Below are 23,749 nucleotides of genomic sequence, written 5' to 3' on the forward strand. Positions count from 1 at the left end.
CCGTCCCGGTGAGTGCCCAGACCGCCCCGCGGGTGCCGTCTATATACAACTGCGCCCGGGCTAATAAAAACCCCCCCCCCCCGCGGGGGGGGGCGGTATCCCCGCCCCCCGCCACCCTAACCTTCCAAGGATTGGCCCTTGATTTCCTACATCTTCCGGCGCATCGGGTCGGGCATTGCATTGGTGGCAGCTGCCTCCTTCATTGTGTTTGCCTTGATGCTTGCCAACAGCGAGCACGTGGCGCGCAATATTCTCGGTGACCAGGCCTCAGTAGAACAGCTGGCAGCCAAGCAGGCTGAACTGGGCCTGAATGATCCCATGATTCTCCAATATCTGCACTGGCTCCTTGGTGCGGTTCGAGGCGATCTGGGTCAGTCCTGGTTCAATGCCGAATCGGTCAGCTACCTGCTGGCAACCCGCGTCCCTGTGACACTTTCCATTGCCGTGGGCACTGTCATCATCTCCACCGTCATCTCCGTTGTGGTGGGCATAGTTGCGGCACTGTACAGGGGCTGGCTGGACAAACTGCTGCAAGTGGTTTCAGTGGCGGGCCTGGTCTTTCCAGGCTTCTGGCTGGCGCTTGTTCTGGTGGTCAAGGTGTCCATTGACTGGGGCCTGGTACCCGCCACCGGGTACACACCCTTCGGCGAATCGCTCAGTGGCTGGCTACTAAGCCTGACGCTTCCTGTCTTCTCACTGGCCATCGGCGCTGTTGCGGGCCTGTCCCAACAAGTGCGCAGTGCCACCATCGCGGTACTGGAGATGGACTACGTGCGCACTTTGCGTAGCCGTGGCCTGTCCGAGGCAAGCGTGCTGTTCCGTCACGTCCTGCGCAATGCCGCACCCCCCACACTGACGGTCATGTCCTTGAACTTCATTGCCCTGATGTCAGGGGCTGTCATGATTGAGCGCGTCTTTGCCCTTCCCGGACTCGGTAGCATCGCCGTGGACGCCACGGGTGTTGGAGACATTCCGATCGTTGTAGGCGCCGTGGTGATCTCCGTTGTCATTGTTGTCATTGTCAACCTGCTCATTGACCTGATCAATGGGTGGCTGAATCCGAAAGTGCGGTTGTCATGACCCAAGCCCTAGAACCCGCAACCGCGGCACCCAAGAGCGCATCCGCTCAGCGGCAGGGCCTTGGCTCCCGCATTGCCTCCTCTCCCATGGCGGCAATTTCCCTGGGCGTGCTGGCCTTCATAGTCCTGGCCGTCATCCTGGCACCGCTGCTGACACGTTTTGACCCCTCCGTCTCGGATATTGGCCAGGCCCTGCTGGGCCCCAGCCCCGAGCATTGGCTTGGCACGGATAGTGCCGGCCGTGACGTCTTTTCCCGCATTGTTTACGGCGGCCGTATTACCTTAGGCGGCGCCGCCTTGGCGCTGATTGTGGCCATGGCCATTGGCGTGACCACGGGCTTGTTTGCCGGCTACTTTGGCGGCGCACTGGATTCCAGCGTTGACTGGGTCTCCAACTTGCTCATTGCCCTTCCCAACATCATGATCCTGCTGGCCGTCCGTGCCGCCTGGGGCTCCAACGTGTGGCTGAGCATGACCGTGTTTGGCGTACTGATGGCCCCCGGCTTCCACCGGCTGGTCCGCGCCATTGTCAGCGGCGTGCGCAACGAACTTTATGTTGATGCTGCCCGGGTATCCGGGCTGTCGCTGACCCGCATCCTGGGCCGTCACGTTCTAGTGGCTATCCGAGCACCCATCATCATTTACGCGGCCCTGGCCGGCGTGGTAGTCATTGGCGTGCAATCCGGTCTGGACTTCCTGGGCTTGGGAGACGTCACTGTTCCCAGTTGGGGAACCATGCTCAACGAAGCCCTCGTCAACCTTTACATTGCCCCCGGCCTGATGCTGTGGCCCGGCATCGCCTTGGGCGTTGTCAACGCCGCACTGATCATCTTCGGCAACAGCCTTCGGGACGCCTTGGAAGACCGGCCGCGGGTACGCCGTCGCAGTACCTCTTCAGCCAAGCAGTCCGCCAAGAAGAACGACGCCGTCACGCCCGCAGCGCCGGAACCCGCGGCTTTCGCTGGGGGGCAGAGCCCTGTTCCCGGCTTTGATGAGGTCCCGGACGGCAGCGTTCTGGCTGTGCGTGGGCTCCGGGTTGGATACCCTAGCGCGGATGGGATCAAGGACGTTGTCAACGGCGTATCCCTGGGTGTGCGGCGGGGTGAAATCCTTGGTCTAGTGGGTGAATCCGGCTCCGGAAAAACTCAGACCGCGTGGGCAATTTTGGGCCTGCTTCCTTCCGGGGGACGGGTCACCGGCGGCACAATTGAGATCGCCGGTCAATCGCTGCCCGGATTGTCCAAGGGCGCCATGCGCTCCATGTTGGGCAAAAAAGTGGCCTATATTCCGCAGGAGCCCATGTCCAATCTGGACCCTTCGTTCAAGATTGGCTTCCAGCTGGTGGAGCCATTGCGCAAGCAGTTGGGCCTGTCCGCCAAGGACGCCAAGGCCAAGGCGCTGGCCATGTTGGATCGGGTGGGCATTGCCGATCCGCAGCGTACTTTTGACTCCTACCCGCACCAGATCTCCGGCGGCATGGCACAACGTGTGCTCATTGCCGGCGCTGTGGCGTGTGATCCGGATGTTCTGATCGCCGATGAGCCCACTACTGCGCTGGATGTGACTGTTCAAGCCGAAGTTCTTGATCTGCTGCGCGAACTGCAGAAGGAAAAAGACATGGCAGTGGTCATGGTGACTCACAACTTTGGTGTGGTGGCCGATCTTTGTGACCGCGTTGCCGTCATGAAACTGGGCCAGATCGTGGAACAGAACACCGTTGAGGTGCTCTTTGCCAACCCGCAACACCCGTATACGCGCATGCTCCTTGAGGCCGGGCTGGAAGACAAGACGCCCCGCACCCGGCTGCTGCGGCCCGTAGATGAACCACTTCAGGAGGCTGCACTGTGAGTGCTACATTGCTCCAGGTAAGTAACCTGGTCACCGAATACCCCGTCAAAGGTTGGCGCAAGCCCCCCGTGCGTGTCCTGAAGGGCATCAACCTGGACGTCAAAGCCGGCGAGACCGTGGGCCTGGTGGGGGAGTCGGGTTCCGGTAAAACCACCATTGGCCGTGCTGTCCTGGGCTTGGCGCCTGTGAGCGAAGGCAGTATCACCTTCAACGGGCAGGACATCTCTCACCTCAGTGGGGCGGCACGCCGTCAGGTCAGCCGCGATATTCAGGTGGTTTTTCAGGATCCATACACCTCTCTTAACCCGGCCATGACCATTGCGGACATCCTCTCCGAGCCGCTCATTGTCCAGGGCAAAGGAAAAGCAGAAGCCCGGGCCAAAGTTGCCGGACTGCTGGAACGGGTGCATCTGCCCGCAGATGCAGGGACGCGCCTGCCACGGGAATTTTCCGGCGGCCAGCGCCAACGCGTGGCCATTGCCCGGGCCCTGGCCATGGAACCTAAGCTGATTGTCTGCGACGAACCTGTCTCTGCGTTGGATCTGAGCACCCAGGCACGGGTCCTTGACTTGTTTTTGGAAATCCAGGAACAGACCGGCGTGGCCTACCTGTTCATCTCGCATGATCTGGCCGTGGTTCGGCACTTGAGTCACAGGGTTTGTGTGCTCTACCGTGGAGAAGTCATGGAAATGGGGGACGCCGCCGAGGTGACGGAAAACCCGAAGAACGATTACACCCGGCGCCTGCTGATGGCATCTCCCATTGCCGATCCCGTCCGCCAGCGCCAGCGCCGGCAGGAGCGGCTGGCAATGGCGGCAACGGCCAGCACCGCCTAAGCACTGCCGGCAGAGGAACTCCTTCTGCCACCGCCGGTCCCTTAAACTGGGGCCGGCGCACCTTATTTAAGCCACGGAATTTAGCCCACAGAGTCTAATCCACAGTTTTTAACCCCCAGACGGAAACGGATGCACCCATGAATGAGACAGCAGCCCCGAGCACACACGGGCCCGTGGTGGTCCCCGCCCTTCAGCGCTGGAGCGCCGGTGATGGCACCGTGACTGTGGCCGATGGCTGCCAGGTGCACTGGAACCATGATTCCCTGGCCGAGCTGGCACATCAGCTGGTGGAGGAGTTTGCTGAAGTGGCTGGCATTAGCGCCACAGTTTCAGGGCAGAACACTGCCGGGCAGGCCGGGCCTGGGGCGCTCGGTGAACTGGGCGCCGGGGTGAACATTGTGCTGTCCTTGAATCCGGCGGTTGACTTTGGCACAGACCACGCCACAGCGGATCAGGAAGGTTATGTGCTCAGGGTGGGCAACGGCGTCGTGCTTGAAGCACGGACGCTGACAGGTATCTTTTGGGGCACCCGCTCACTGCTGCAGATGCTGCTTGCCTCCCGCGAACTGCCGTGCGGCACGGCCGTGGACTGGCCCAACTACCCGGTACGCGGATTCATGCTGGATGTTGGGCGGCGGTTCTCGCAGACAGCGTTCCTTTCGGACATGGTGCGGTACATGGGCTGGTTCAAGCTCAACACGTTCATGGTGCACCTCAACGATAATGAGATTGCCAAGGACACCAAGCGCAGCTGGGATGTGGCCCAGGCGGCGTTCCGGCTCGAGTCCGAGAACCCGCAGTTTGCCGGGCTGGCGGCCACGGATGGCAGCTACACCCGGGCGCAGTGGGATGCACTGGAGGACCTTGCGGCAGCTCACCACGTGAACCTGATCCCCGAGATCGATGTCCCCGCCCACGCCCGCTCGCTCATCAAGTGGAAGCCGGAGCTGGGGCTCAACGGTGGGGATTCGGACATGCTGGATTTGTCCCGCCCGGAAGCCACAGAGCTGGTCAAGGAATTGTTCAGTGAATTTGTGCCGTGGTTTAGAAGCCCCGTGGTGCACTTTGGCGCCGATGAATACGCCAAGGACCACGAACCCGAGTACCGCCAGTTCTTCAATGGCATCAGCGCCCACCTCCGGTCCTTGGGCAAGGCACCCATGGCCTGGGGGAGCCTGAGCACCATGGCCAACGGCGCCGGCCACCCCGAGAGCGGGTATAGCCGCGACGTGACAATCTGTTCCTGGAACAATGACTGGTACAGCGGCCAAGCCGCCGTGGCTGACGGCTACAACATCATCAACACCAATGATGATCTGTTGTACATTGTTCCGTTTGCCGATTACTACCACGGTGGTGCGCTGGACGGGCAGCTGCTCTTCGATACGTGGGAGCCGCACGTTTTTGGTGAAGGCAAGAACCTCTACCCGCAGCACCCCCAGTTGCTCGGGGCAGCCAGCGCACTGTGGAATGATCTTGTTCTCAAGGACTATGACGAGCACGTCATGCACGCCATGATGGAGCCTGCCTTCGGGTTGCTGGCCCAGAAGATGTGGCGCGGTGTGGTGCCCGGAATGGACTATGACACGTTCATGACGCGCTCTTCTGCGGTGTCCCGCTGGCCCGGGCGCGAATTCCTGAAGTAAGTAGCTCCTGAGTTGTTGCGGAGAGTAGCGCGGGCGTAGCGCCGTGCGCCGTCGAATCTGGCTGTGCTGGACGGGAATAACCCGGGCAGCACAGCCGTTGACTCCGGTAGATGCAAACGCATGAAACAAGGAGTAGATGTGCAGCGTACCGTAGTTGTTATTTCAGCCGGTCTGGGCGTTCCGTCAAGTACACGGATGCTTGCAGATCAACTAGCTGCCGAGGTGCGTTCGCGCGTTTCTGCTGCAGGAGCCGAGCCGGTCATTGATGTTATTGATCTTCGCGACTACGCCACTGACATTGCCAACAACATGGTCACCGGTTACGCCGGGCCTACTTTGGCAGAGGTCATTGCGCGTGTGGAAGCGGCCGATGCCATGATCGCTGTAACGCCCACGTTCAGTGCCTCATACTCGGGGCTGTTCAAGTCCTTCTTTGACATTCTGGATCCGAAAATTCTTGACGGCATGCCTGTTCTCTTCGGTGCAACTGGTGGATCCTCCCGCCACTCCCTGGTTCTTGACATGGCTATTCGTCCGCTGTTTAGTTACTTGCGTGCCAACACCATGCCCACCGCCATTTATGCCTCCCCAGAGGACTGGGGCGGATCCGGCACTGACCCACTCGAGCAGCGAATCGCGCAGGGGGCTGCCGAGCTGGTTGCCGTTCTGCTCGGTGAGGAGCACCGTGCCGGGAATCCCGATCACAAGACCAAAAGGGCGCAGCGGCAGATGAGCCAGGCTTCGTCCCTGCCGTTTGAGGAACTGCTTGCCCAGACACAGCGCCGCTAAGTGCTGATGTGCAAGGCAGCTAAGTGCTAACTTGCGGGCACGCTCACAGCTAGAAAATGGGTTGCTCGGGTTTTACCGTCAGTGGTGGCGGATCCAGCGTGTCAAGGACCACCATGAGTGCAGTGCGGTAAATCTCGGGATGGATTTCAGGGCTGGCATGGCCCGTGTGCGGGACGTTATAGACAAAGTGCGGGTTGCTCGGCAGCAGTGATTCCCAGCCGCGGATTGCTTGGGCGGCGTTGACAATGAAATCCTCGGGATCGTAAATCAGACCGATCCCCGTGCTGGTGGGCACACCGCCGTCGTACTGGCGGGGAAAGGCCTGCAGAAACGTGGCCTGGGTGGTGCTGAGAATGAGCGAATTGTTGTTTGGGTCAAAGGATCGGGCCACACCGCTGCGGGCTGCTTCATACATGCCCTGACCGTTGGGATTAGCGAGGCCGCCCAAAAGCCCGGCGGCCAGGCGGCCCATTATGCCCAGATAGGGCACTACCTTGCCTGCTACCGAGATGTATTCCTTGCCAGGGTCCAAGGTATCGGCCACATCACTGGGGCTGGAGCCCATCACAATAACCCGCACCTTGACCCCAATCTGGGTCAACAAAGAGGCCAGCACCACGGCGGCCATCCCGCCAAAGCTGTCTCCGTAGAAATACACGGTGTCTATTTTGCGTGCAAAAACATCGCGCTGGATGGCGATGAAGAGCGAGGCTATGTCAATGCCCTCGTTGGAATAGCCAATAAAGGATGCTGAGGCTCGCTGGTTCATGGCCGGTTGCAGTGCTTGAAGTTTGCGCCCGGCATCGCGGTAGCTGACCCGGAATCCACCGAGCAAGTACCAGGTCTTTCCTGGGAAACGGGCGGCTGCTAGCTTGTTCTCGTCATTGTCCGGGGTGGTGATGCGGTACTGGCTGCGCTCAGTGAACCGGGCATCCAATGCAATGTTGGCTTGAAAAGCCGTGGTGAGGGCGCTTGCGCCCATGGTGAGTAAGAACAGCCGGCGCGGTACATCGGGTATCTGGTGCGCAGGCTTAGCAGGACGCTCGGGCCGTTCCGGCTCGTGGTCCCGGTGCTGTTCGCTGTTAGGGGCTGTGCTTGCTGTCATATTAAGTCACAGCCATTGTGTCACGCTTCGCCGGTCACAGATCACGGCCTGTCTGCGGGCTCGTTGACCACGCCCGGTAGAATCAGCCTCGTGAATGAGCACTCATTTGTTCCCAGCGCTGACCTCCCGCAGACACCCTGTGCCGGGGGCGCAAGTGGGCGCCGGTATTCGGGTTTGGAGCCATCCGAGCGGACCCAAGAGCGGTACCAGAAGTTCATTGAATCGGGGACGGGAGTCTTTGGCACTGTGGGCTACTCCGCTGCCAAGGTTAAGACGTTGTGCCAGGGCGCGGGTCTGAGTGAACGCTATTTTTATGAGTCCTTTGAATCTCGTGAGCATCTACTCACTGTTGTTTACGCCCAGTTGTCGATTAAGTTGATGAAACACGTAAAGTCCGCTCTGCAGGATCCTGAGGCGACGCTGCACGAAGCCATCCGGGCCAGTCTGGGCGCAGTTGTTAGATTTATGTTAACGGATCCTCGCCATGCCCGGATCATGTTGGTGGAAGTGGTTGGCGTTTCTGCTGAGCTTGAAGTGAAGCGTCACGAGATTTTGAAAGAATTTGCTGGCCAATCGATGGCCATGCTCTTGCTGTTGGCTGGGGTTTCCCCGGAAGGGACTGTAGAACGGCCGGCGGTCACTGATGCGGGCGCTGATGCGGGCGCTGGAACCGCCCCAGAACTTCGCAGTGAAAAAGCCTCGCCAGCCACTGTGCTGGACTTTGCCAGGCTCACTGCCGTCTCCATGGTGGGCGGAGTTAACAACATGCTCCTTGACGCGGTGCTCGAGGGCGCTGCTGTTAACGTGGAACGGATCGTTGAGGTCTCCTACCAACTGGTCTTCAATGCCTCGGCCGGTATTCGCAAGCTGGCCGCCGCGCCGTTTTAGCGTTTGTCAGGCCTGTGAGCACATGTTGCCACACATAACCTTAGGTAGCTTGTGATCAAGGTGACAGGATGGTGCTATGTCATTTCCACAACTATTTGCCGCGTACTGGTGGTTACTTTTCCCTCTCGGGGGCATGGGGGTAGGTGCCTTCAAAGCGCTACTTTCCTCCCGTGATCGTGCCCATGAGCGCAAGATCGAAATGTACAAGCTTAAACATCCCGAAGTTGCCGGGCTTGACGTTTCCATCCATCACAACACGGAGGAAAAGGTCCCGCCTGCTCATCCGGATGTCACCACCGCGGACGTGGAGAAGGTCATGGCTGATCACGATGAAGTCAACCGGCGCTGGCTGCGCTACGAGCTTGATATTGCCAAACTTATTGACTTTCCCATGATGAGTGACGTCCGCGAACCCCTGACCGTTGCCTTTCTTCGGGCCAAGCGCGACGCCGATGGCTTGCGTCCGCTCAATGTCGCTGAGATTCCGTCCAAGAGCAGGTGGGACGATTACCGCAACGCCGTCAACGCCTTCGCTGTGGCGTTTGACGTGGCTGAAATGGAAGCCCGCCGCATCAAGGACTCGGGCTTCAGCACTGATGAACGCCAACGGCTGGGGACGGCCCGCAAACTCATCAACATCGCTGAAAACGATGCTGCCACTGCGGCAGAACGCCAAACGGCCATCAAACGGGTCCGGCGTGAGCTCGATGGCGTGATTGTGCTTCCCGACGTCACCTTAGCTTCCCTCGAGCAGCAGGTGGCACGGATGATCGAGGGCCCGGAAAGTGGTACGGACACGCACCCCTGAGCCGGCCTTCTGCTGGTTCCGCCTAGAATGCCACGAGCCTGGATGCCACGTTCGGTATGCGCATGGCCTGGTCCGAAGCTGGCGCGGGGTTACTTTGGACTGCCTGGAGCAGACCCATTGGATGTCCGGCTTGCTCAATATCAGGCGAAGCGGACGTGTTTCAGCCAAGCCGCGCAATCGAGGTTGTGGGTTCTGGAAAAGCCGATCCGCCCCCATGTGGCATCAGCTCATGGGCGTCCCATTCCAGGGTGAGTGGTTCATAGAGTCAGCGGCCAACGGCGCCGCCCATCATGACAACCCCCACGGGGTAAGCTGATGATTTGGTCCGGAACAACCTGATGATGATTGAGGGCTTGCCGTGTCTGCGTATTTCCTTCGCAATGCTTTTTCAGCGCCTTGAACTCATGCTCAGCTGGGTTAGCCAGGGACTTGAGAGGATAAGCACCAGCTCTGGCGTCCAGCAAGGCGCATAGAGAAAGTCCAAGGTGAGCACCGGCGGAATTACCGCTGGGTACGTTGTCAGCTGGTCCCAATTTAGGGGATGTATGCTGAAATCCGTTCTAAGGATGCGCAATGCAACGTACAACAGTTATTACAGGTGCCAGTGACGGTATTGGCGCCGCCGCCGCCGCAAAAATGTTGGCCAACCCGGGGGACACTCTGGTGCTGGTGGGCCGCTCACCAGAGAAAACCAAGGCTATTGCCCACGAGCTGGAATGCGATTATTTCGTTGCCGACTTCACGGAACTAGACCAGGTGCGGACGCTGGCCGCTGAATTGTCCACGAAGTATCCGCGCATCGATGTGCTGGCCAACAACGCCGGCGGCGTCATGGGGCATCGCGAAGTCACAGTTGACGGGCATGAGAAAACTTTTCAGGTCAACCACCTGGCACCGTTCCTGCTGACCACCTTGCTGATTGAGAAGCTCGTAGCTGACCGGGCAACTGTCATCAACACCTCCAGCGCCGCGCACAAGGTGATGGCTAAGTTCGACATTGATGACCTCGACGCCGTGAAGCACTACAGCACCAACGCCGCCTACGGAAACGCGAAGCTGGCGAACATCTTCTTTACCAAGGAACTGCAGCGCCGCTACGGCGACCACGGAGTTAATGCTGTTGCCTTTCACCCGGGCATAGTGGGAAGCAACTTTTCAGCGGATTCGGCGGGCCCCATCAAACTTATGTACAGTTCGGTGGCCAAGAAGTTCCTCCTTACCTCAGCTGAGGGCGCGGATACTCTCGTGTGGCTTGCCACCACGCAACCGGGTACTGATTGGACTCCGGGGGAGTACTACGTGCGCCGGAAACTGACCAAGACCAGCCGCCAAGCACAAGATCCCGCACTAGCGCTCCAGCTCTGGGAACACAGCGCAGCCATGGTCCAGTGACGAAGCAACAGTGAGCAAGAAACAGTGACCGGAAGAGCAGAATCCACAAAGCAGTGCTTAGGAGAGCAGGCGCCCGCCTGTGTAGACACCTTCGGCTAGTTGCTCCACCAGCCAAGGGCTGAAGGCGAACGGCGTGGCCGTGACTGCTTCCTCAACGTCCACCACGTCGCTCCAGGCCCAGTCACACACTTCCTCGGTGTTGGGTGTGAGGGGGGCATCGCTGTCATAAACAGCGGTAAAAACGGGACAGATTTCATTCTCCACAATCCCTGACGCGTCCGTAGCCTGGTACCTGAAGTCCGGAAGTGCCGGCTGAATGTTGGTCACGGTGATGTTCAATTCCACGGCGGCGCGGCGAATGATCGCTTCTTCGAAAGATTCGCCCGGGGCTGGGTGGCCGCAGAAGGAATTTGTCCATACGCCCGGCCACGTCAGCTTCGTGAGCGCGCGGCGGGTCAGCAAAGTGCGGCCCTGGGAATCGAAAAGGTGGCAGGAGAAGGCCAGATGCAGGGGCGTTTGTGCCGTGTGGACCAGCGACTTGTCCGCGCTGCCCATCTCAGCGCCGTTGTCATCTAATAACCTGACCAGCTCAATTTTTTGACCCATGATGGGACCAGTTCCTTCCGTTCGCAGCAGTTCTAGCACGGCCTGTACGTCTTTCCTCCGGGCGCATAGCACCGGGGTCCAGTGTATCCGGGGTAACCGCCGCCGGAGTCTTGCGCCGTGGGCTGGTAGGCAGGCGGAACGTAAGGTGCCGGAGCTGGCGGAACGTAGACGGGTGGAAGGTTGCGGATCCGTTCAGCGTCGGCAGCCTGGGCGGCCACTGTGATCACAGCGGCCGTTGCTGCTGTTGTGGAGCCCGCTGTGGCCGGGCTGCAGTATCCAAGGATTGTGTGGCTGCAGAAATTTGCGCATCGTGGACAGGTGGGAGGAACGTTGAGTTCTTGCCCACGGTTACGGCTGAGCCAAGTCCCACCCTGGCGATCTCAGCGCTGACAAATGCGTCACTTGAGGTGAAAACGGCAGCCAGTATGCGGGCGTCCTTGTCCGTCCGTTCAACGTCATACATCAACTTGATCTTGGCATCCACGGAAAGCAACTCGCGCAGGAAGTCTGTGGTGTCCCCGCTGCAGGCGGTGGTGCCGAAAACCATCGCGGCGGTCAGCCCCATTGCGGCCAGAAAACGACTGCTGGAAAATCTCATGCTGCGCGTCATGCAAATATTTGTACCTAAAGAATGCCAGGAGTCATTGAGGACTCGATGACTGTCCAGTTTACGGGCGTCACCGGCTACGGTTTCACCACGTCATGCGGTACTACGGCATGGAGTTCATAGCCGCCCGTCTGCAGCTTCCAGTAGTGCAGCCGCAGCGCCCCCGCCGTTCCCTGCTCCACATAGAGGCGCCAACACACGTCCTCGCCTCGACGGGTGGGGGCGGCATGGGCACCGTCGTTGAGCCGCAGAACATGAGGTTCGCGTTTGCGCAGCGGTCCCGCCCGGTCAGCCACCAGATCCACCACGGCACGCAAAGTCTTGTTGCGTTGTTGCTCCGTCAGCGCCGCCCACGACTCCAGGAACTGTGGGCTGCTGCTGAATTTTCCCAGCGGATGGAGACGCTTTTCGGCCGCAGGAACCATCCGAGCCCAGAGCGCAAGCAGATCAAAATTGAACTGCTCCTGCGGATCCAGAAACAGTTTTTCAGGCGTACTTTCAGTCCTGGACGTGGCGGAACGGCGCTGTCTGCGGACCTGCACCAGTGCCTCGCGCGTTTTGGCCAGATCCGTTTTGAGGACCTCCACTTGATGCTCGGCCAAATGCAGTTCTCGGGCAAGCTCACCGGAGCCGCGGCGCTCCTCCTTGAGCTGATCCTGCAGCGCCCGGGCCACCTGATCCGTAGCGCCCTGCCGCTTCGCCGCCGCCAGCAACTCGGCAATGGTGTGGCGGGCGGACTCCAGCTGCATCTGTGTGCTTTGTAACGCCGAGCGTCGTTGAGCTGGGCTGAGTAGGGATTCCTGGTGGGAAAGGTCGACGCCGGTCAGACCCGCAGCGCCGCTATCGAGGGGGGCCTGGGAGGAAGGGGAGGCAACGGCCGTGCCGGTGGTGAAGATGGAAGCGTAGGGCCGGTTCGCCTCCAGCCAGGGCGGGCCCCCGCGCAGGAGAGCAGGGGCGCGGACGGCTGGTTCGTCGTCGTCCACGTCCAGCATGGAGAGCCGGACCGCACCGTTCTCATACAAAACACGGACCCGGACCACCTCGCCCTCGGTCAGTAGATCTTCGGCTGAATCCAGGTCATTGGAGGAGATCCGCTCCACGCCAATGCGGAAATCACTGCCAGGCCAAAGTTGCACGCAGGCGTGGCGGGGACTGACGGACTTGACACGGCCCAGTGCCACATCACCTTGTTGGTAGACGGTGACGGGGGAGGGGTGGGGCAGTAGGAGAGCCTTGATGTCCAGAACATTGGTGGCCGGATTGAGTACTCCCGTGAGCTCTTGGCCCTTTGCCACCAGCCAATCCAGCGGAATACCGGGTAGTAAATCCTCGCTACAGATGAGGGCCGTTTCGCCGCCAGGAAGTAGCTCCACCAGAGCCCTATCCTCGCCCGGGAAACCCTTGACCACCGCTGGCGAAATCACGGGCAGGGAAGCCGTGTGGGGCCGTGATGGGTTGAAGCGTTGGGCAGCTAAAACCTCATGCTCAAGGGTGTCGTACAGCTGTGGCAATGCGGTGCTCCGGTGCAAAAGATGAGGACGGGAAACTCTCTCCAGCCATCGCTCGCCGTGCGGATAGACCCGGGCTCCTGTGCCGTAAATGTGGAGGCGCGAGGGCAGACCCTTTTCCAGCTGGTGGGTTTCATCCCCATTGACCACCATGAAGGTCCGGGCTTCTTGACCCAGCCGGGCGGCCAGCACATGCGGATCAATACGAAATTGTTGTTCCGGGATGTGGGAGATGACTAGCACCGTGATGTTGCGCTGTGGATCCATCAGGAGCGCAGCCAGCGCTTTGCCACTGAGTTGTTCCACGGCAGGGTGTTCCGCCGCGGGCTGTGCTGGGGCGGGGTGGCTGAGGGACTCTGGTGCCGGGAGCCGCTTCCTGTTTTTCTGTGCAGGCATGGGGCTCCTTCCATCGTTTGCGCCGGATCGTACCGGATCGTAGTAGTGACTTACCTTACAGCGCGCCCATGCTGCCAATGGCTCAGGGGTGGCAGGTTACGCCCTTTTGGATCATCTCATTTGAGTCTGCGAGTAACGTTTGAGCCACATTATTCCTATTCGTTTGGATGAATGCTACTAAAAGGGTTTTGCTGAAAGCTGATGGCTTAGGGGTGCCATCGGATCGAATTGATCCGATCGGACAGTCCTGCCGGGGCTGGGCAATTTGCTTGGCCGTAGTGAAAGTTCACTGGGGTATGTTTGCATCAATGAGTGTGAGCCGGGTTACATTCCTGTCTTTCACCCAAGGAAATATAGGCTCACGCAAGCCTCTGCCACCATCCATGGCGGGGCCGGTGGATCAGGTCAAGGACGGTTACATGCTCTTACTTTCGGCATCATGGCGGGCCCCGGTCAGCCCCGGTGCAATCCCCCTCAAGGCTGAAGTAAGGCCCCCGCAATGATCGGGTTCATTGCCAAGCGCTTCATTAATTACGCGATCCTTTCAGCCATCGCCACGCTCAGCGCCTATGTCCTGGCCAGCATCATCTTGAACCCGGCTGCGCGCTACCTTGGCCGTAATCCGCGCCCCAGTGATTCCACCATCAACTCCATCCTGGATGGCTTGGGCGTCAACCCGAACACCCCCTGGGTGGAGCGGCTGTGGGCTTGGATTGTGCGGCTCGTAACCGAAGGGTCCCTGGGCGACACCATTCATAACACGTCCGTGATCAGTGAGATCGCGGCCCGCGCCGGAACCAGTCTGCGGCTGCTGATTTTTGGCACCGTCATTGCAGCTCTTGTGGGCGTTGCCCTGGGTGTCTGGGGCGCTGTGCGTCAATACAAATTCAGTGATCAAGCCATTTCCGTAGCCTCCTTTACCATTCTTGCCACACCATCTTTTGTGCTGGGCATCTTGTTGATGATTGTTGCCACGTTGCTCAATAACTTCCTAGGTGTTCAGCTGATCAGCTTCACGGGCGAATACACCCCAGGGCTCGACGGCGGCTGGTGGGTCCAATTCTGGGACCGAGCAGGGCACCTGCTGCTGCCAACCATCTCGCTGGCCCTCATGGGCGCTGCCGGATATTCCAGATACCAGCGCAGCGCCATGCTGGATGTACTGGCCGCTGACTACATCCGCACCGCCCGCTCCAAGGGGCGAACCCGCGGTTCGGCTCTTGTCCGTCACGGCGTCCGGGTAGCCCTGATCCCCATGTCCACCTACTTTGCCTACTCCTTCGCCACGGTCTTGGCCGGTGCCGCCGTCACCGAACTTGTGTTCAGCTGGCACGGTATGGGCGAATTGCTGGTTCAAGCGATTTCTCAAAGCGATATTAATGCCTTTACGGGGGCCATCTTGTTCAACGCCATCCTGATCCTGATAGCCGGAACATTGGCCGATGTTGTGTATGCAGCCCTTGACCCGAGAGTGCGGGTGTAGCCATGTCCATGCTTGATGAAATGCCGGCACCAGATGCTGCTGCGCTAACTCCTGACGTGGTGCTTTCGGCAAAGCCTGTCTCCCGTCTGCGTCTGGTCATGGCCCGGCTGCGCAGCACACCACGGTTCTGGGTGGGCATCATCGGCCTGGGAGCCATCATCCTGTGGGCCATCTTTGGCCTGGTTCCCAACGCCTGGAACTACACGGATCTGGATGTTTACAACATGGGATCAAGTCCCAGCCGTCTGCATTGGTTTGGCACCAGTGACATTGGCGAAGACATTTATGCACAAACCATTGTGGGCCTGCGCAAGTCACTGATCATTGGCCTTTTGGTGGGTCCCTTGGCCGCCATTGTTGCCGGTGTGGTGGGCGCCGTGGCAGGCTACCTTGGCGGCTGGTGGGACAGGGCAATAGTCTGGGTCATCGATCTACTATTGGTGCTGCCTAGCTTGTTCCTGTTCATTTTGCTCAGCCCCATTTTCAAGCAACTGTCCTGGGTGGCGCTGATCTTCCTTCTGGCAGGCTTTGGTTGGATGATCATGGCCAGGGTGATCCGAGCCCAAACCCGCTCGCTGCGCGAACGCGACTTCATCAAGGCCGCCCGCTTCATGGGTGTGGATACCTGGACCATCATCCGCAGGCATGTGCTGCCCAACGTCTCCTCGCTGCTGATCATCGACGCGACGCTTGGCGTAGGTGCTGCAATCCTCAGTGAGACCACCCTGAGCTTCTTCGGCTTCGGAATCCAAGCCCCTGACGTTTCCTTGGGCACCCTCTTGGCGGCAGGCCAGAGTGCAGCCGCCACCCGCCCCTGGCTGTTCATCTTCCCCGCAGCCATCCTCGTCTTCACAGTCCTCTCAGCCAGCCTTGTTGGCGATGCGCTCCGAGATGCCGTAGACCCGACCTCGGGAGTCAACCGTGACTGAAAACCTGATCGACACCGCAGCAAGCAATGAAATGAGCTCCACCAACGCATCGAGCCACCTGCTGGAGGTCCGCGACCTCCATGTCACCTTCCCTCAGCCGGGCGGGGCAGTCACAGCCGTGCGGGGAGTTAGCTACCATGTGGACCAGGGTGAGTTTCTGGGGATTGTGGGTGAATCTGGATCCGGAAAGTCTGTCTCCTCGCTGGCCGTCATGGGCCTGCTGCCCTCGAACGCAAAAATCAGTGGAGATATCCTCTTTGAAGGCAAATCACTGCTGGGTCGCAGCGATAAGGAAATGTCCAAGCTGCGCGGCGAAGGAATCTCGATCATTTTCCAGGACCCGCTTTCGGCGCTGACCCCCGTTTACACCATTGGGGTGCAAATTTCTGAGGCTCTGCGATTGCATGACCGCAAGCTCTCCAAAGCTGCCGCCAACGCACGCGCCGTGGAACTGCTCAAGGTGGTGGGCATCCCCAATCCGGAGCGCCGCGCCCAAGCTTTCCCGCACGAATTTTCCGGCGGTATGCGCCAACGCGCCATGATTGCCATTGCCATAGCAAACAATCCGCGGCTCATCATCGCCGATGAACCAACCACGGCCCTTGATGTGACCATCCAGGCGCAGATCCTGGAAGTGCTGCAGAAGGCGAAGGACATGACAGGTGCAGCCGTGGTGCTGATCACCCATGATCTGGGTGTGGTGGCAGGGAATGCGGACAGGCTCGCCGTCATGTACGCGGGGCGGATTGTGGAGACCGGGACCGTGGATCAAGTGTTCCACGCACCGTCCATGCCGTACACCGTGGGGTTGTTGCGTTCCATGCCGAACCTGGCCACGGCCGGGCATACCCGGCTGGTGCCGCTGGAGGGCCGTCCGCCCCAATTGAGCAACCTGGCGCCAGGGTGCCCCTTTGCGCCCCGGTGCCCGATAGTCATTGAGGCCTGCCGTTCCACCGAGCCGCCCTTGACAGTCATCGGTGAGGACCCGTTGAACTCTGCCGCCTGCCTGCGCGTGGCTGAGATTGCCTCCGGCGAGCTGGACCGGACCCAGTTGTACCCTGTACCCGAACCCGTAGCCGCTGCGCAACGGGCTCAAGTGGCCCCTAAAACAGTGCTGGATGTGGCGGGGTTGGAGCGCCATTTCCCCTTGTCTAGGGGCTCGGTGTTCAAACGCACTATAGGTACCGTGCGGGCCGTGGACGGTGTCAGCTTTGACCTGCGGACAGGGCAAACTTTGGGACTGGTGGGTGAATCCGGCTGTGGGAAGTCCACCACTGTCATGGAGATCTTGGAACTCACCAAGCCTCAAGCCGGGCAGGTCAGTATCAACGGGCGGGATGTGGCCACGCTCACTGCCAGGGAACGGAAGGCTCTGCGCAAGGAAATACAGGTGGTTTTCCAAGACCCAATGGCCTCCCTTGACCCGCGGCTACCCGTGCAGGATCTCGTGGCGGAACCACTCACCGTTCACGGTGTCCCTGCCAAGGACCGGCTGGAAAAGGTCCGGGCCGTTCTGGATCTGGTGGGGCTGGACCCGTCAATGGCCTCACGGTATCCGCACGAGTTCTCTGGAGGGCAGCGCCAACGCATCGGCATTGCCCGGGCCTTGGTGACTGACCCGAAGATTGTGGTGTTGGATGAGCCCGTTTCCGCACTAGATGTCTCCATCCAGGCCGGGGTGATCAATCTGTTGCAGGACCTGCAGGAGAAATTGGGGCTCTCCTACTTGTTCGTGGCCCATGACTTGGCGGTAGTGCGGCAAATTTCTGACAACGTTGCCGTCATGTATCTGGGCAGGATCGTGGAAAGCGGGCCCGCGGAAGCGATCTTCGAGAACCCGCAACACCCCTATACCAAGGCTCTGCTCTCGGCCGTGCCCGTCCCAGACCCTACCGTGGAGCGCAGCCGCACCCGGATCCTCCTCGAGGGGGACCTACCGAGCCCCACCGAGGACATCACGGGCTGTAACTTCCGCACCCGCTGCCCTCTGTACAAACTCATGGACGCTCCAGGCCAGGAACAGTGCCGGACCCAGGATCCACAACCCCGAGCCGTGCAAAACAGCGTGGTGGCCTGCCACCACGCTGAGCGAATCGGCTTGCTGGCGGCCGGGATGCCATGATCCCTGCGCGCCTTCGTGAACACCCCCAAGAACTTACCGTAGCCACCGAACCCCGCGGGAGAAGAACAATGACCCACCGGGGACCATTCAATGGGAGGAAGAAATGAAAAATATTAACAAGATGGTGGGAGCCGGCGTTTTGGCGGTTGCCCTGGCCATGACAGGTTGTAGCGCTGGCGGCGGAGGCGATAACAAGCCCACCGTGGACAGCAGCAAGGGCGCTGCTGAGACCGCCACCCTGCCCACCACCGCATGGGTAAGCGCTGATTATGCTTCCGTTAAGGACGGTGGCACCTTGACTCTGGCTGTTGACCAGCTGCCGGATAACTGGAACACACTCCAAGTTGACGGCAACGTCAAGGCCGGTGCCGAAATCCTGGACCCCACCTTAGGCGGCCCAGTTCGCACCACGGTTGACGGCGGTTGGGAAGTTGACCCTGACTACGCAACCGAGGTCAAGCTGCTCAGCGAAGACCCACAAGTTGTAGAGGTGAAATTGAACCCCAAAGCTGTGTGGGAAGACGGCACACCTATCACCTACAAGGATTACGCCGCCACCATCAAGGCCAATAATGGCACCAACAAGGACTACCAAATTGTGGGTGACAACGTCTTCAAAGACATTGATACTGTCACCAAGGAGGACACCGACTTTAACTTCAAGATCACCTTCAAGAACAAGAACGCTGACTGGGCCTCCATTTTAGGCAGCAGCACGGCAGGGTCCGCTACCGCAGCAGTCCTACCCGCAGCCGTTGCCTCCGATGTGAAGGCTTTCAACGAGGGCTACAAGTCCAAGCCGTTGCCTTCCACGGGCCCGTTCAAGGTGGGTACGGTGGACACCACCGGCCAAGTTGTCACCCTGGTCCCCAATGACAAGTGGTGGGGCCAAAAACCCAAGTTGGAGAAGATCATCATGAAGGTCATCTCCCGCGATGCCCTTGCCCAGGCTTACGCCAACAAGGAACTTGATGCTGTCAGCATTGGCACCAACAAGGACAACTATGACACCGCCAAGAAGCGCGCAGACGGCGCCATTCAGCAGTCCGGTGGTTTGACCTGGAACCATGTGACAATGAACGGTTCCAAGGGTCCGCTGGCAGATGTTAAGGTCCGCCAGGCCGTGGCACGCGCCATTGACAGGGACACTATTTCCGCCAGCCGCCTAGCTCCTATCGGCGCCCCCGTGGCCAATCAAAACAGCTACATCTTCATGCCTGGTCAGAAGGGCTACGAGGATGATGCAACAGCCGTCATTGGCTATGACACCGCCAAATCGGAGGCACTGCTCAAGGAAGCCGGCTACACCAAGGGCTCCGACGGGGTGATGGAAAAAGATGGTGCCAAGCTGGAACTTATTTACACCTTGGACGCCAACAACCCTGTTTCTGAACAGATCTTCAAACAGATCCAGGCCAACCTGCAAGTTGTTGGTATCTCGCTCAAAAATGACACGGTACCTGCCGATAAGTTCTTTGCCGACTACGTGCTCAAGTCCAACTTCCAGCTGACCGGCTTCGCCTGGTCCGGGACCGCTTTCCCGGTGGCCGCCGCCGAATCGATCTTCTACCCTGCCGATGCCGGGCAGAACTTCACCGGAATTACCGATGACAAACTCGGTGAGATGTGGGCCGCTGCCAATGCGGAACTGGATCCCGCCAAGCGCATTGAACTGGCCAACGAGATTGACAAGACAATCTTCGCCTACACCCCCGTCATCCCGCTGACACCCACCCCGAACACCTTGGGCGTCAAGACAGGACTGGTCAACTACGGTGCCGCCCAGTTCGAATCCATGGACTGGACCAGCATCGGATTCAAGAGCTAACCCAACCCGCTTCAAGCTCAACAAAGGCCCGGCCTCACCCTTCATGGGTGGGCCGGGCTTTTGGCTTAGCTCAGCACACTGGCAAGAACCAGCCCTACGCTCAAGAGACCTACGACGACGGGGACCACGTTCCAGCGCCGGGTCACCGCTGTTGGTGGGTGGGGCGCGGAGGCGGCCGCGCCGTCGTCCATCTCTGGTTGCCGAAGTTCCCAGGCGTCCCACGCAGCCTGAATGACAACCTTGGTGTGCGGGACGGTGAGGGCGCGGGGGCCCAGTTTTCCGATGCTGGGGGCTCCCCAACTAGGGATCCTTCCCGCGGTGGTGTCAAAGCTGGTGGTTTGCAGGACGCGGACGGCGGTGAGCTCGCTGAAGGGGATGGTGTGCTCGCGCAGAATATTGCGGACCAGAATGCTGTCGGAGGTGATTTGCAGGCACGGGCGCCACAACAGAATGTAGATGGTCCAGCCAACCAGCAGCAGCCATGGCAAAAATCCCCAGATGGCTTGCACCGTTCCGGTCAGGATCAGATTCACTGACAAAAAGATGCACAATGTCCACGTCACCGCACCTAGAACCCGGGTTGGTGTGGAGTAGATGAGTGTTTGTGGGGTGCGCGGAGTAGCTGCCATGGTACTTCAAGAATGCCAGAGGTGGTGGGCAAGGTGTGGGAAGCAAGTACTCAAAGGCGCAATACGGTAGGACGTTTTCTGCGGCAACGAATTTCTTAGTCTCGGCAGCAGTTTCTTACCGCCCAGTTTCTGGGTGCCCGGTGGTAGCGCCGGGAAGCTCACGCAGCGTGCCGCCCCGATGAGGAAGTCTCTAAAGCCGTTCCGGCTCTGTCTTGGCTTCTTCTTCCAGGGTGGCTGCGTGATCATTTATCTCGGCGATGTCAGGGGTCACCATCTCGGTATAAACCTGGGCCAGACGGTCCGGCTTTGCCGGCTCGTGAATTAAATCGCTGTCATCAAAATCTGGATGCTTGCTCATAGCTTCACACTAACGCCCACCACGTTGCCGGGGCTAGGGTTAGGCCTTCTCGGGGAACGCAGCAACCACATCAATCTCCACCAAAATATCGAACAGTGTGGAGCCCACAGTGGTGCGCACGGGGAAGGGGGCGCAAAAAAACTCCTGATAGGCGGCGTTGAACTCGTCGAAGTCTTCCTTTAGGTTCTGCAAATGTGCCGTGACTTTCACGGAATCGTTCAGAGTCAGTCCGCGTTCAGCCAGTACAGCTGAGATATTGCGCAGTACCTGGCGGGTTTGCTCACCCACCGTAGCGGCCATGTCACCGGTGCGGGGATCTTGGGGGCCAAAACCGGCGCTGTAGAAGAACCCGTTGGCAGTGATGCCCTGGTTGTAGGGCCCAGCCGGCTGGGGTGCGTTGTTGGTGTGGACGGCTTCTTTGGACATGGTGTTCCTCTCAATAGGGCCGGACATAGCTGCCCGGTATTTAGCCGAGCTCGCGTGAGATGAGCTCGGCGGTCTTTTGCATCAGCGGCAGCTGGAGCTTGAGCTGTTCTAGATCCGCCACCATGCGGATGGCTGTCAGTGACATGGCTCCCACCACCCCGGCGGAGCTTTGAATGGGCACGGCTACGCAATTGACAAAGTCCTCGAACTCGCCGTCGTCCGCTGCCCAACCCTGTTGGCGAATGGTAGCCAACTCCACGTCGAGCGCCGGGCGGGTCAAAATGGTTTTTTCGGTGAACTTTTCCCATTGGGTGTCACCGAGAATGGCATCACGTTCGGAGGTATTCAAGTGAGAGAGGATCGCCTTGCCCACGCCGCTGCAGTGTGGGCGTACTGAGGCGCCGATCCGTGAGTACATGCGCACACCGCTGGCATCTTCAACCTTGTCCACGTACACAATGCTATTTTCCATGAGCGCGGCTAAATGGATGGTGTTGCCCACCTTGCGGTGCAGCTTGCGGATGTGCTCGTGGGCCGCCTCGCGTAGATCCAAATTATCGAAGGCGTTGCGCGAGAGTGCTATGAGGTGTAAACCCAGAGAGTAGCTGCCGTTCTTGCGCCGGCGCACATATCCCACTTCTTCTAGAGATTGCAGTTCCCTGAACATGGTTGAGCGGTGCAGGGAGAATGCCTCCGCCAGCTCCATGACCGTTTTAGGGTCCTCGGCAATCGAGTCGATGATCTTGGCTGCGCGCCGGACGCTTTGTGACATTGGATGCCTCACACGAGAAGGAATATAGATTGATGCAGATACTGCAACATTGAAATTTATTGTACAGCCGCGCTTCTCTGTACGGCCTTGCCGGGGAGGGCGCCCGTTAACGTACCGTTCGTCAGCACATGCACTCCACTCACAAACACGTCATCGATTCCTACAGCCAACTGCGCAGGATTTTGGTAGTTAGCGGTATCGCAGACCTTCTCCGGATCAACTAGAATCACGTCCGCAACCCAGCCAGGCGCAATCCGGCCCCGCTGCCCCAACCCGAAGCGCTCGCAGGCACCGGTGGATAGATGTTGTACTGCTTGATCCCATGTCCATATCTGTAGCTCGCGGACCAAGGTGCGCAGATACTTGGTGAAGCTCCCGGCCGCGCGCGGGTGCGGGTGGGCGCCTATGAAGATACCGTCGGAGCCGCCCAGATGCAGCGGGCTGGACATAATGGTTCCCAGCTCTGCCATGTCGCGCTGGTAGCGCACAGCCATGATGACGTTGACTTCCAGACGCGAGTGCAGCAGAACATCCAGAGTAAAGTCGGCCACCCCCTGACCGGCATTCTCTGCCGCACCAGCAAGTGTCAGCCCATGCGCCCACTGGAATTCGGGCGCCGCAATGTGCCCCAAAGTCATCATGGTGGGCCATTCCGATCCCAGACTTGCGTTGCGGGAAACCGCCGGAAACCAGTCTGCGATGATGGCAGCGCGCTGCTCCGGAGAAGACAAAGCAGCCATGATCTCCTCCACCGGTTTCACCGACAGCTCTGGTGGCAGCATGGGCATGGACAGCAGAGAGCAGCCGCGTGTGTAGGGATAGGAATCAAACGTGGCATCAACTCCCTTCCCCGCAAGTTCGCCCAGCATGGCGGAGATGATGGGCGCCGTGGCGTGGAAATGCGAGATATGCGCCTTCACACCGGAAGCGACGCTGATGGCGAGAATCTCTTCCACTCCCACGCTGGAATTTGCCTCGTAGCCACCGCGCATGTGGGTGACGTAGATGGCGCCCGCCTTGGCAACAAGAACACAGAGTTGGGAAATTTCCGCTGCGTCGGCAAACATGCCAGGTACATAGTCCAAACCGCTGGACAGCCCTACGGCACCCTCGGCAAGACCCTGCTCCACCAGTTGGCACATCTGGTCTAACTGCTCTGCCGTGGGCGCGGCTGTGCTGCGCCCCATGACTTCCCAGCGCACGGTTCCCGCGGGAATCAGGTACGCAAAGTTCAGGGGTGTGGCCCGCTCATAACAGGCCAGTAGCTCCGCCACCCCACCGCCGCTGAAACTCGGATGGGTGCCGTTGATAGCGGCAAAATAGGAGCTGGCGTACCTGCCATCACCGGGTGCAAAGGAGACTCCGTCCTGCCCTCCAATCACCGTGGTGATTCCCTGACGCAGCAGCGCAAGCTGCACCGCCGGATCAAAAATAACGGCATCCGCATGGGAATGCGCATCCACAAAACCGGGTAGCACCAGCCTCCCGGCACATTCCACCACCACGTCCCCGGGCAGCTGTACGGCCTGTCCAATGCTCTCAATGCGCCCATTGACCAGCACGACGTCGGCCACGCGCGGACCGCTGTGACCGCCGTCGAACGCTGTGCCTCCTGAGTCAGCGCCGCCCAGAAGTGTGCCTCCGCGCAGGATGGTGCGATGGGGTGGGGGAGTGGGGGCTGTGTGGGTCATGGT

21 protein-coding genes are annotated in these 23,749 nt (G+C 59.7%); 12 read left to right on the plus strand and 9 right to left on the minus strand.

Going from position 1 to position 23,749, the window contains the following annotated elements; genetic code table 11:
- Positions 1-138: 138 nt before the first annotated feature.
- From ABIB48_RS07180 to ABIB48_RS07200, 5 genes are all read left to right on the plus strand, one after another.
- A complete protein-coding gene (locus tag ABIB48_RS07180; RefSeq protein ID WP_354212568.1) occupies positions 139-1,080 on the plus strand; it encodes an ABC transporter permease in 942 nt (313 codons plus the stop codon).
- Positions 1,050-2,927, plus strand: coding sequence for a dipeptide/oligopeptide/nickel ABC transporter permease/ATP-binding protein (locus ABIB48_RS07185; protein ID WP_354212569.1), 1,878 nt, complete (start codon positions 1,050-1,052; stop codon positions 2,925-2,927). The genes ABIB48_RS07180 and ABIB48_RS07185 overlap by 31 nt, the downstream gene beginning before the upstream one ends.
- On the plus strand, positions 2,924-3,763 hold the full coding sequence (locus ABIB48_RS07190) for an ATP-binding cassette domain-containing protein (RefSeq protein WP_354212570.1): 840 nt from the start codon (positions 2,924-2,926) through the stop codon (positions 3,761-3,763). Before ABIB48_RS07185 ends, ABIB48_RS07190 begins: the two co-directional genes overlap by 4 nt.
- 137 nt (positions 3,764-3,900) lie before the next feature.
- Positions 3,901-5,409 (plus strand): beta-N-acetylhexosaminidase, encoded by a 1,509-nt coding sequence (locus ABIB48_RS07195; protein WP_354212571.1) that lies wholly within the window; start codon positions 3,901-3,903, stop codon positions 5,407-5,409.
- Positions 5,410-5,529: 120 nt separating this feature from the next.
- Positions 5,530-6,198, plus strand: coding sequence for an FMN reductase (locus ABIB48_RS07200; protein WP_354212572.1), 669 nt, complete (start codon positions 5,530-5,532; stop codon positions 6,196-6,198).
- Positions 6,199-6,247: 49 nt separating this feature from the next.
- Here the strand turns inward: ABIB48_RS07200 and ABIB48_RS07205 are convergent, their stop codons facing one another.
- The gene (locus ABIB48_RS07205) at positions 6,248-7,303 is read right to left on the minus strand and encodes an alpha/beta hydrolase (protein WP_354212573.1); all 1,056 of its coding nucleotides are present in this window, start codon (positions 7,301-7,303) and stop codon (positions 6,248-6,250) included.
- 90 nt (positions 7,304-7,393) lie between these two features.
- On the opposite strand from ABIB48_RS07205, the gene ABIB48_RS07210 reads away from it, so the two are divergent.
- The 3 genes from ABIB48_RS07210 (at position 7,394) to ABIB48_RS07220 (ending at position 10,391) form a co-directional block, all read left to right on the plus strand.
- The gene (locus tag ABIB48_RS07210; RefSeq protein ID WP_354212574.1) at positions 7,394-8,191 is read left to right on the plus strand and encodes a TetR/AcrR family transcriptional regulator; all 798 of its coding nucleotides are present in this window, start codon (positions 7,394-7,396) and stop codon (positions 8,189-8,191) included.
- 76 nt (positions 8,192-8,267) lie between these two features.
- Positions 8,268-8,999 carry a hypothetical protein gene (locus ABIB48_RS07215; protein ID WP_110104766.1) on the plus strand — a complete coding sequence of 244 codons (732 nt, stop codon included), beginning with the start codon at positions 8,268-8,270 and terminating at the stop codon, positions 8,997-8,999.
- A gap of 573 nt (positions 9,000-9,572) precedes the next feature.
- A complete protein-coding gene (locus ABIB48_RS07220; RefSeq protein WP_354212575.1) occupies positions 9,573-10,391 on the plus strand; it encodes an SDR family NAD(P)-dependent oxidoreductase in 819 nt (272 codons plus the stop codon).
- 57 nt (positions 10,392-10,448) lie between these two features.
- Here the strand turns inward: ABIB48_RS07220 and idi are convergent, their stop codons facing one another.
- The 3 genes from idi to ABIB48_RS07235 form a co-directional block, all read right to left on the minus strand.
- Entirely contained in the window at positions 10,449-10,997 is a 549-nt protein-coding gene (gene idi, locus ABIB48_RS07225) for an isopentenyl-diphosphate Delta-isomerase (protein WP_110104949.1), read from the minus strand.
- 223 nt (positions 10,998-11,220) lie between these two features.
- A complete protein-coding gene (locus tag ABIB48_RS07230; protein WP_315914267.1) occupies positions 11,221-11,607 on the minus strand; it encodes a hypothetical protein in 387 nt (128 codons plus the stop codon).
- 74 nt (positions 11,608-11,681) lie between these two features.
- Positions 11,682-13,508, minus strand: coding sequence for a hypothetical protein (locus ABIB48_RS07235; RefSeq protein WP_354212576.1), 1,827 nt, complete (start codon positions 13,506-13,508; stop codon positions 11,682-11,684).
- Between the two features lie 499 nt (positions 13,509-14,007).
- Between ABIB48_RS07235 and ABIB48_RS07240 the strand changes: the two genes are divergently transcribed.
- From ABIB48_RS07240 to ABIB48_RS07255, 4 genes are all read left to right on the plus strand, one after another.
- Positions 14,008-14,991: an ABC transporter permease gene (locus ABIB48_RS07240; RefSeq protein WP_354212577.1), complete on the plus strand. Its 984-nt coding sequence runs from the start codon at positions 14,008-14,010 to the stop codon at positions 14,989-14,991.
- A gap of 2 nt (positions 14,992-14,993) precedes the next feature.
- Positions 14,994-15,920, plus strand: coding sequence for an ABC transporter permease (locus ABIB48_RS07245; protein ID WP_354212578.1), 927 nt, complete (start codon positions 14,994-14,996; stop codon positions 15,918-15,920).
- Positions 15,921-15,951: 31 nt separating this feature from the next.
- Positions 15,952-18,042, plus strand: a complete 2,091-nt coding sequence (locus tag ABIB48_RS07250; protein WP_354212737.1) for an ABC transporter ATP-binding protein — start codon at positions 15,952-15,954, stop codon at positions 18,040-18,042.
- A 103-nt stretch (positions 18,043-18,145) separates the two neighbouring features.
- Positions 18,146-19,870 carry an ABC transporter family substrate-binding protein gene (locus ABIB48_RS07255; protein WP_354212579.1) on the plus strand — a complete coding sequence of 575 codons (1,725 nt, stop codon included), beginning with the start codon at positions 18,146-18,148 and terminating at the stop codon, positions 19,868-19,870.
- 65 nt (positions 19,871-19,935) lie between these two features.
- Here ABIB48_RS07255 and ABIB48_RS07260 read toward each other — a convergent pair whose 3' ends face one another.
- The 5 genes from ABIB48_RS07260 to ABIB48_RS07280 all read right to left on the minus strand — a co-directional run bounded on the left by ABIB48_RS07260 (position 19,936) and on the right by ABIB48_RS07280 (position 23,746).
- Positions 19,936-20,499 carry a hypothetical protein gene (locus ABIB48_RS07260; protein WP_354212580.1) on the minus strand — a complete coding sequence of 188 codons (564 nt, stop codon included), beginning with the start codon at positions 20,497-20,499 and terminating at the stop codon, positions 19,936-19,938.
- A gap of 190 nt (positions 20,500-20,689) precedes the next feature.
- Positions 20,690-20,857 (minus strand): hypothetical protein, encoded by a 168-nt coding sequence (locus tag ABIB48_RS07265; protein ID WP_354212581.1) that lies wholly within the window; start codon positions 20,855-20,857, stop codon positions 20,690-20,692.
- Positions 20,858-20,896: 39 nt separating this feature from the next.
- Positions 20,897-21,283, minus strand: a complete 387-nt coding sequence (locus ABIB48_RS07270; protein ID WP_354212582.1) for a RidA family protein — start codon at positions 21,281-21,283, stop codon at positions 20,897-20,899.
- 40 nt (positions 21,284-21,323) lie between these two features.
- Positions 21,324-22,055 (minus strand): IclR family transcriptional regulator, encoded by a 732-nt coding sequence (locus ABIB48_RS07275; protein WP_354212583.1) that lies wholly within the window; start codon positions 22,053-22,055, stop codon positions 21,324-21,326.
- 56 nt (positions 22,056-22,111) lie between these two features.
- A complete protein-coding gene (locus tag ABIB48_RS07280; protein ID WP_354212584.1) occupies positions 22,112-23,746 on the minus strand; it encodes an N-acyl-D-amino-acid deacylase family protein in 1,635 nt (544 codons plus the stop codon).
- Positions 23,747-23,749: the final 3 nt, after the last annotated feature.

This window comes from Arthrobacter sp. UYCu511, from assembly GCF_040547105.1.
GTDB classification, from domain to species: domain Bacteria; phylum Actinomycetota; class Actinomycetes; order Actinomycetales; family Micrococcaceae; genus Specibacter; species Specibacter psychrochitiniphilus.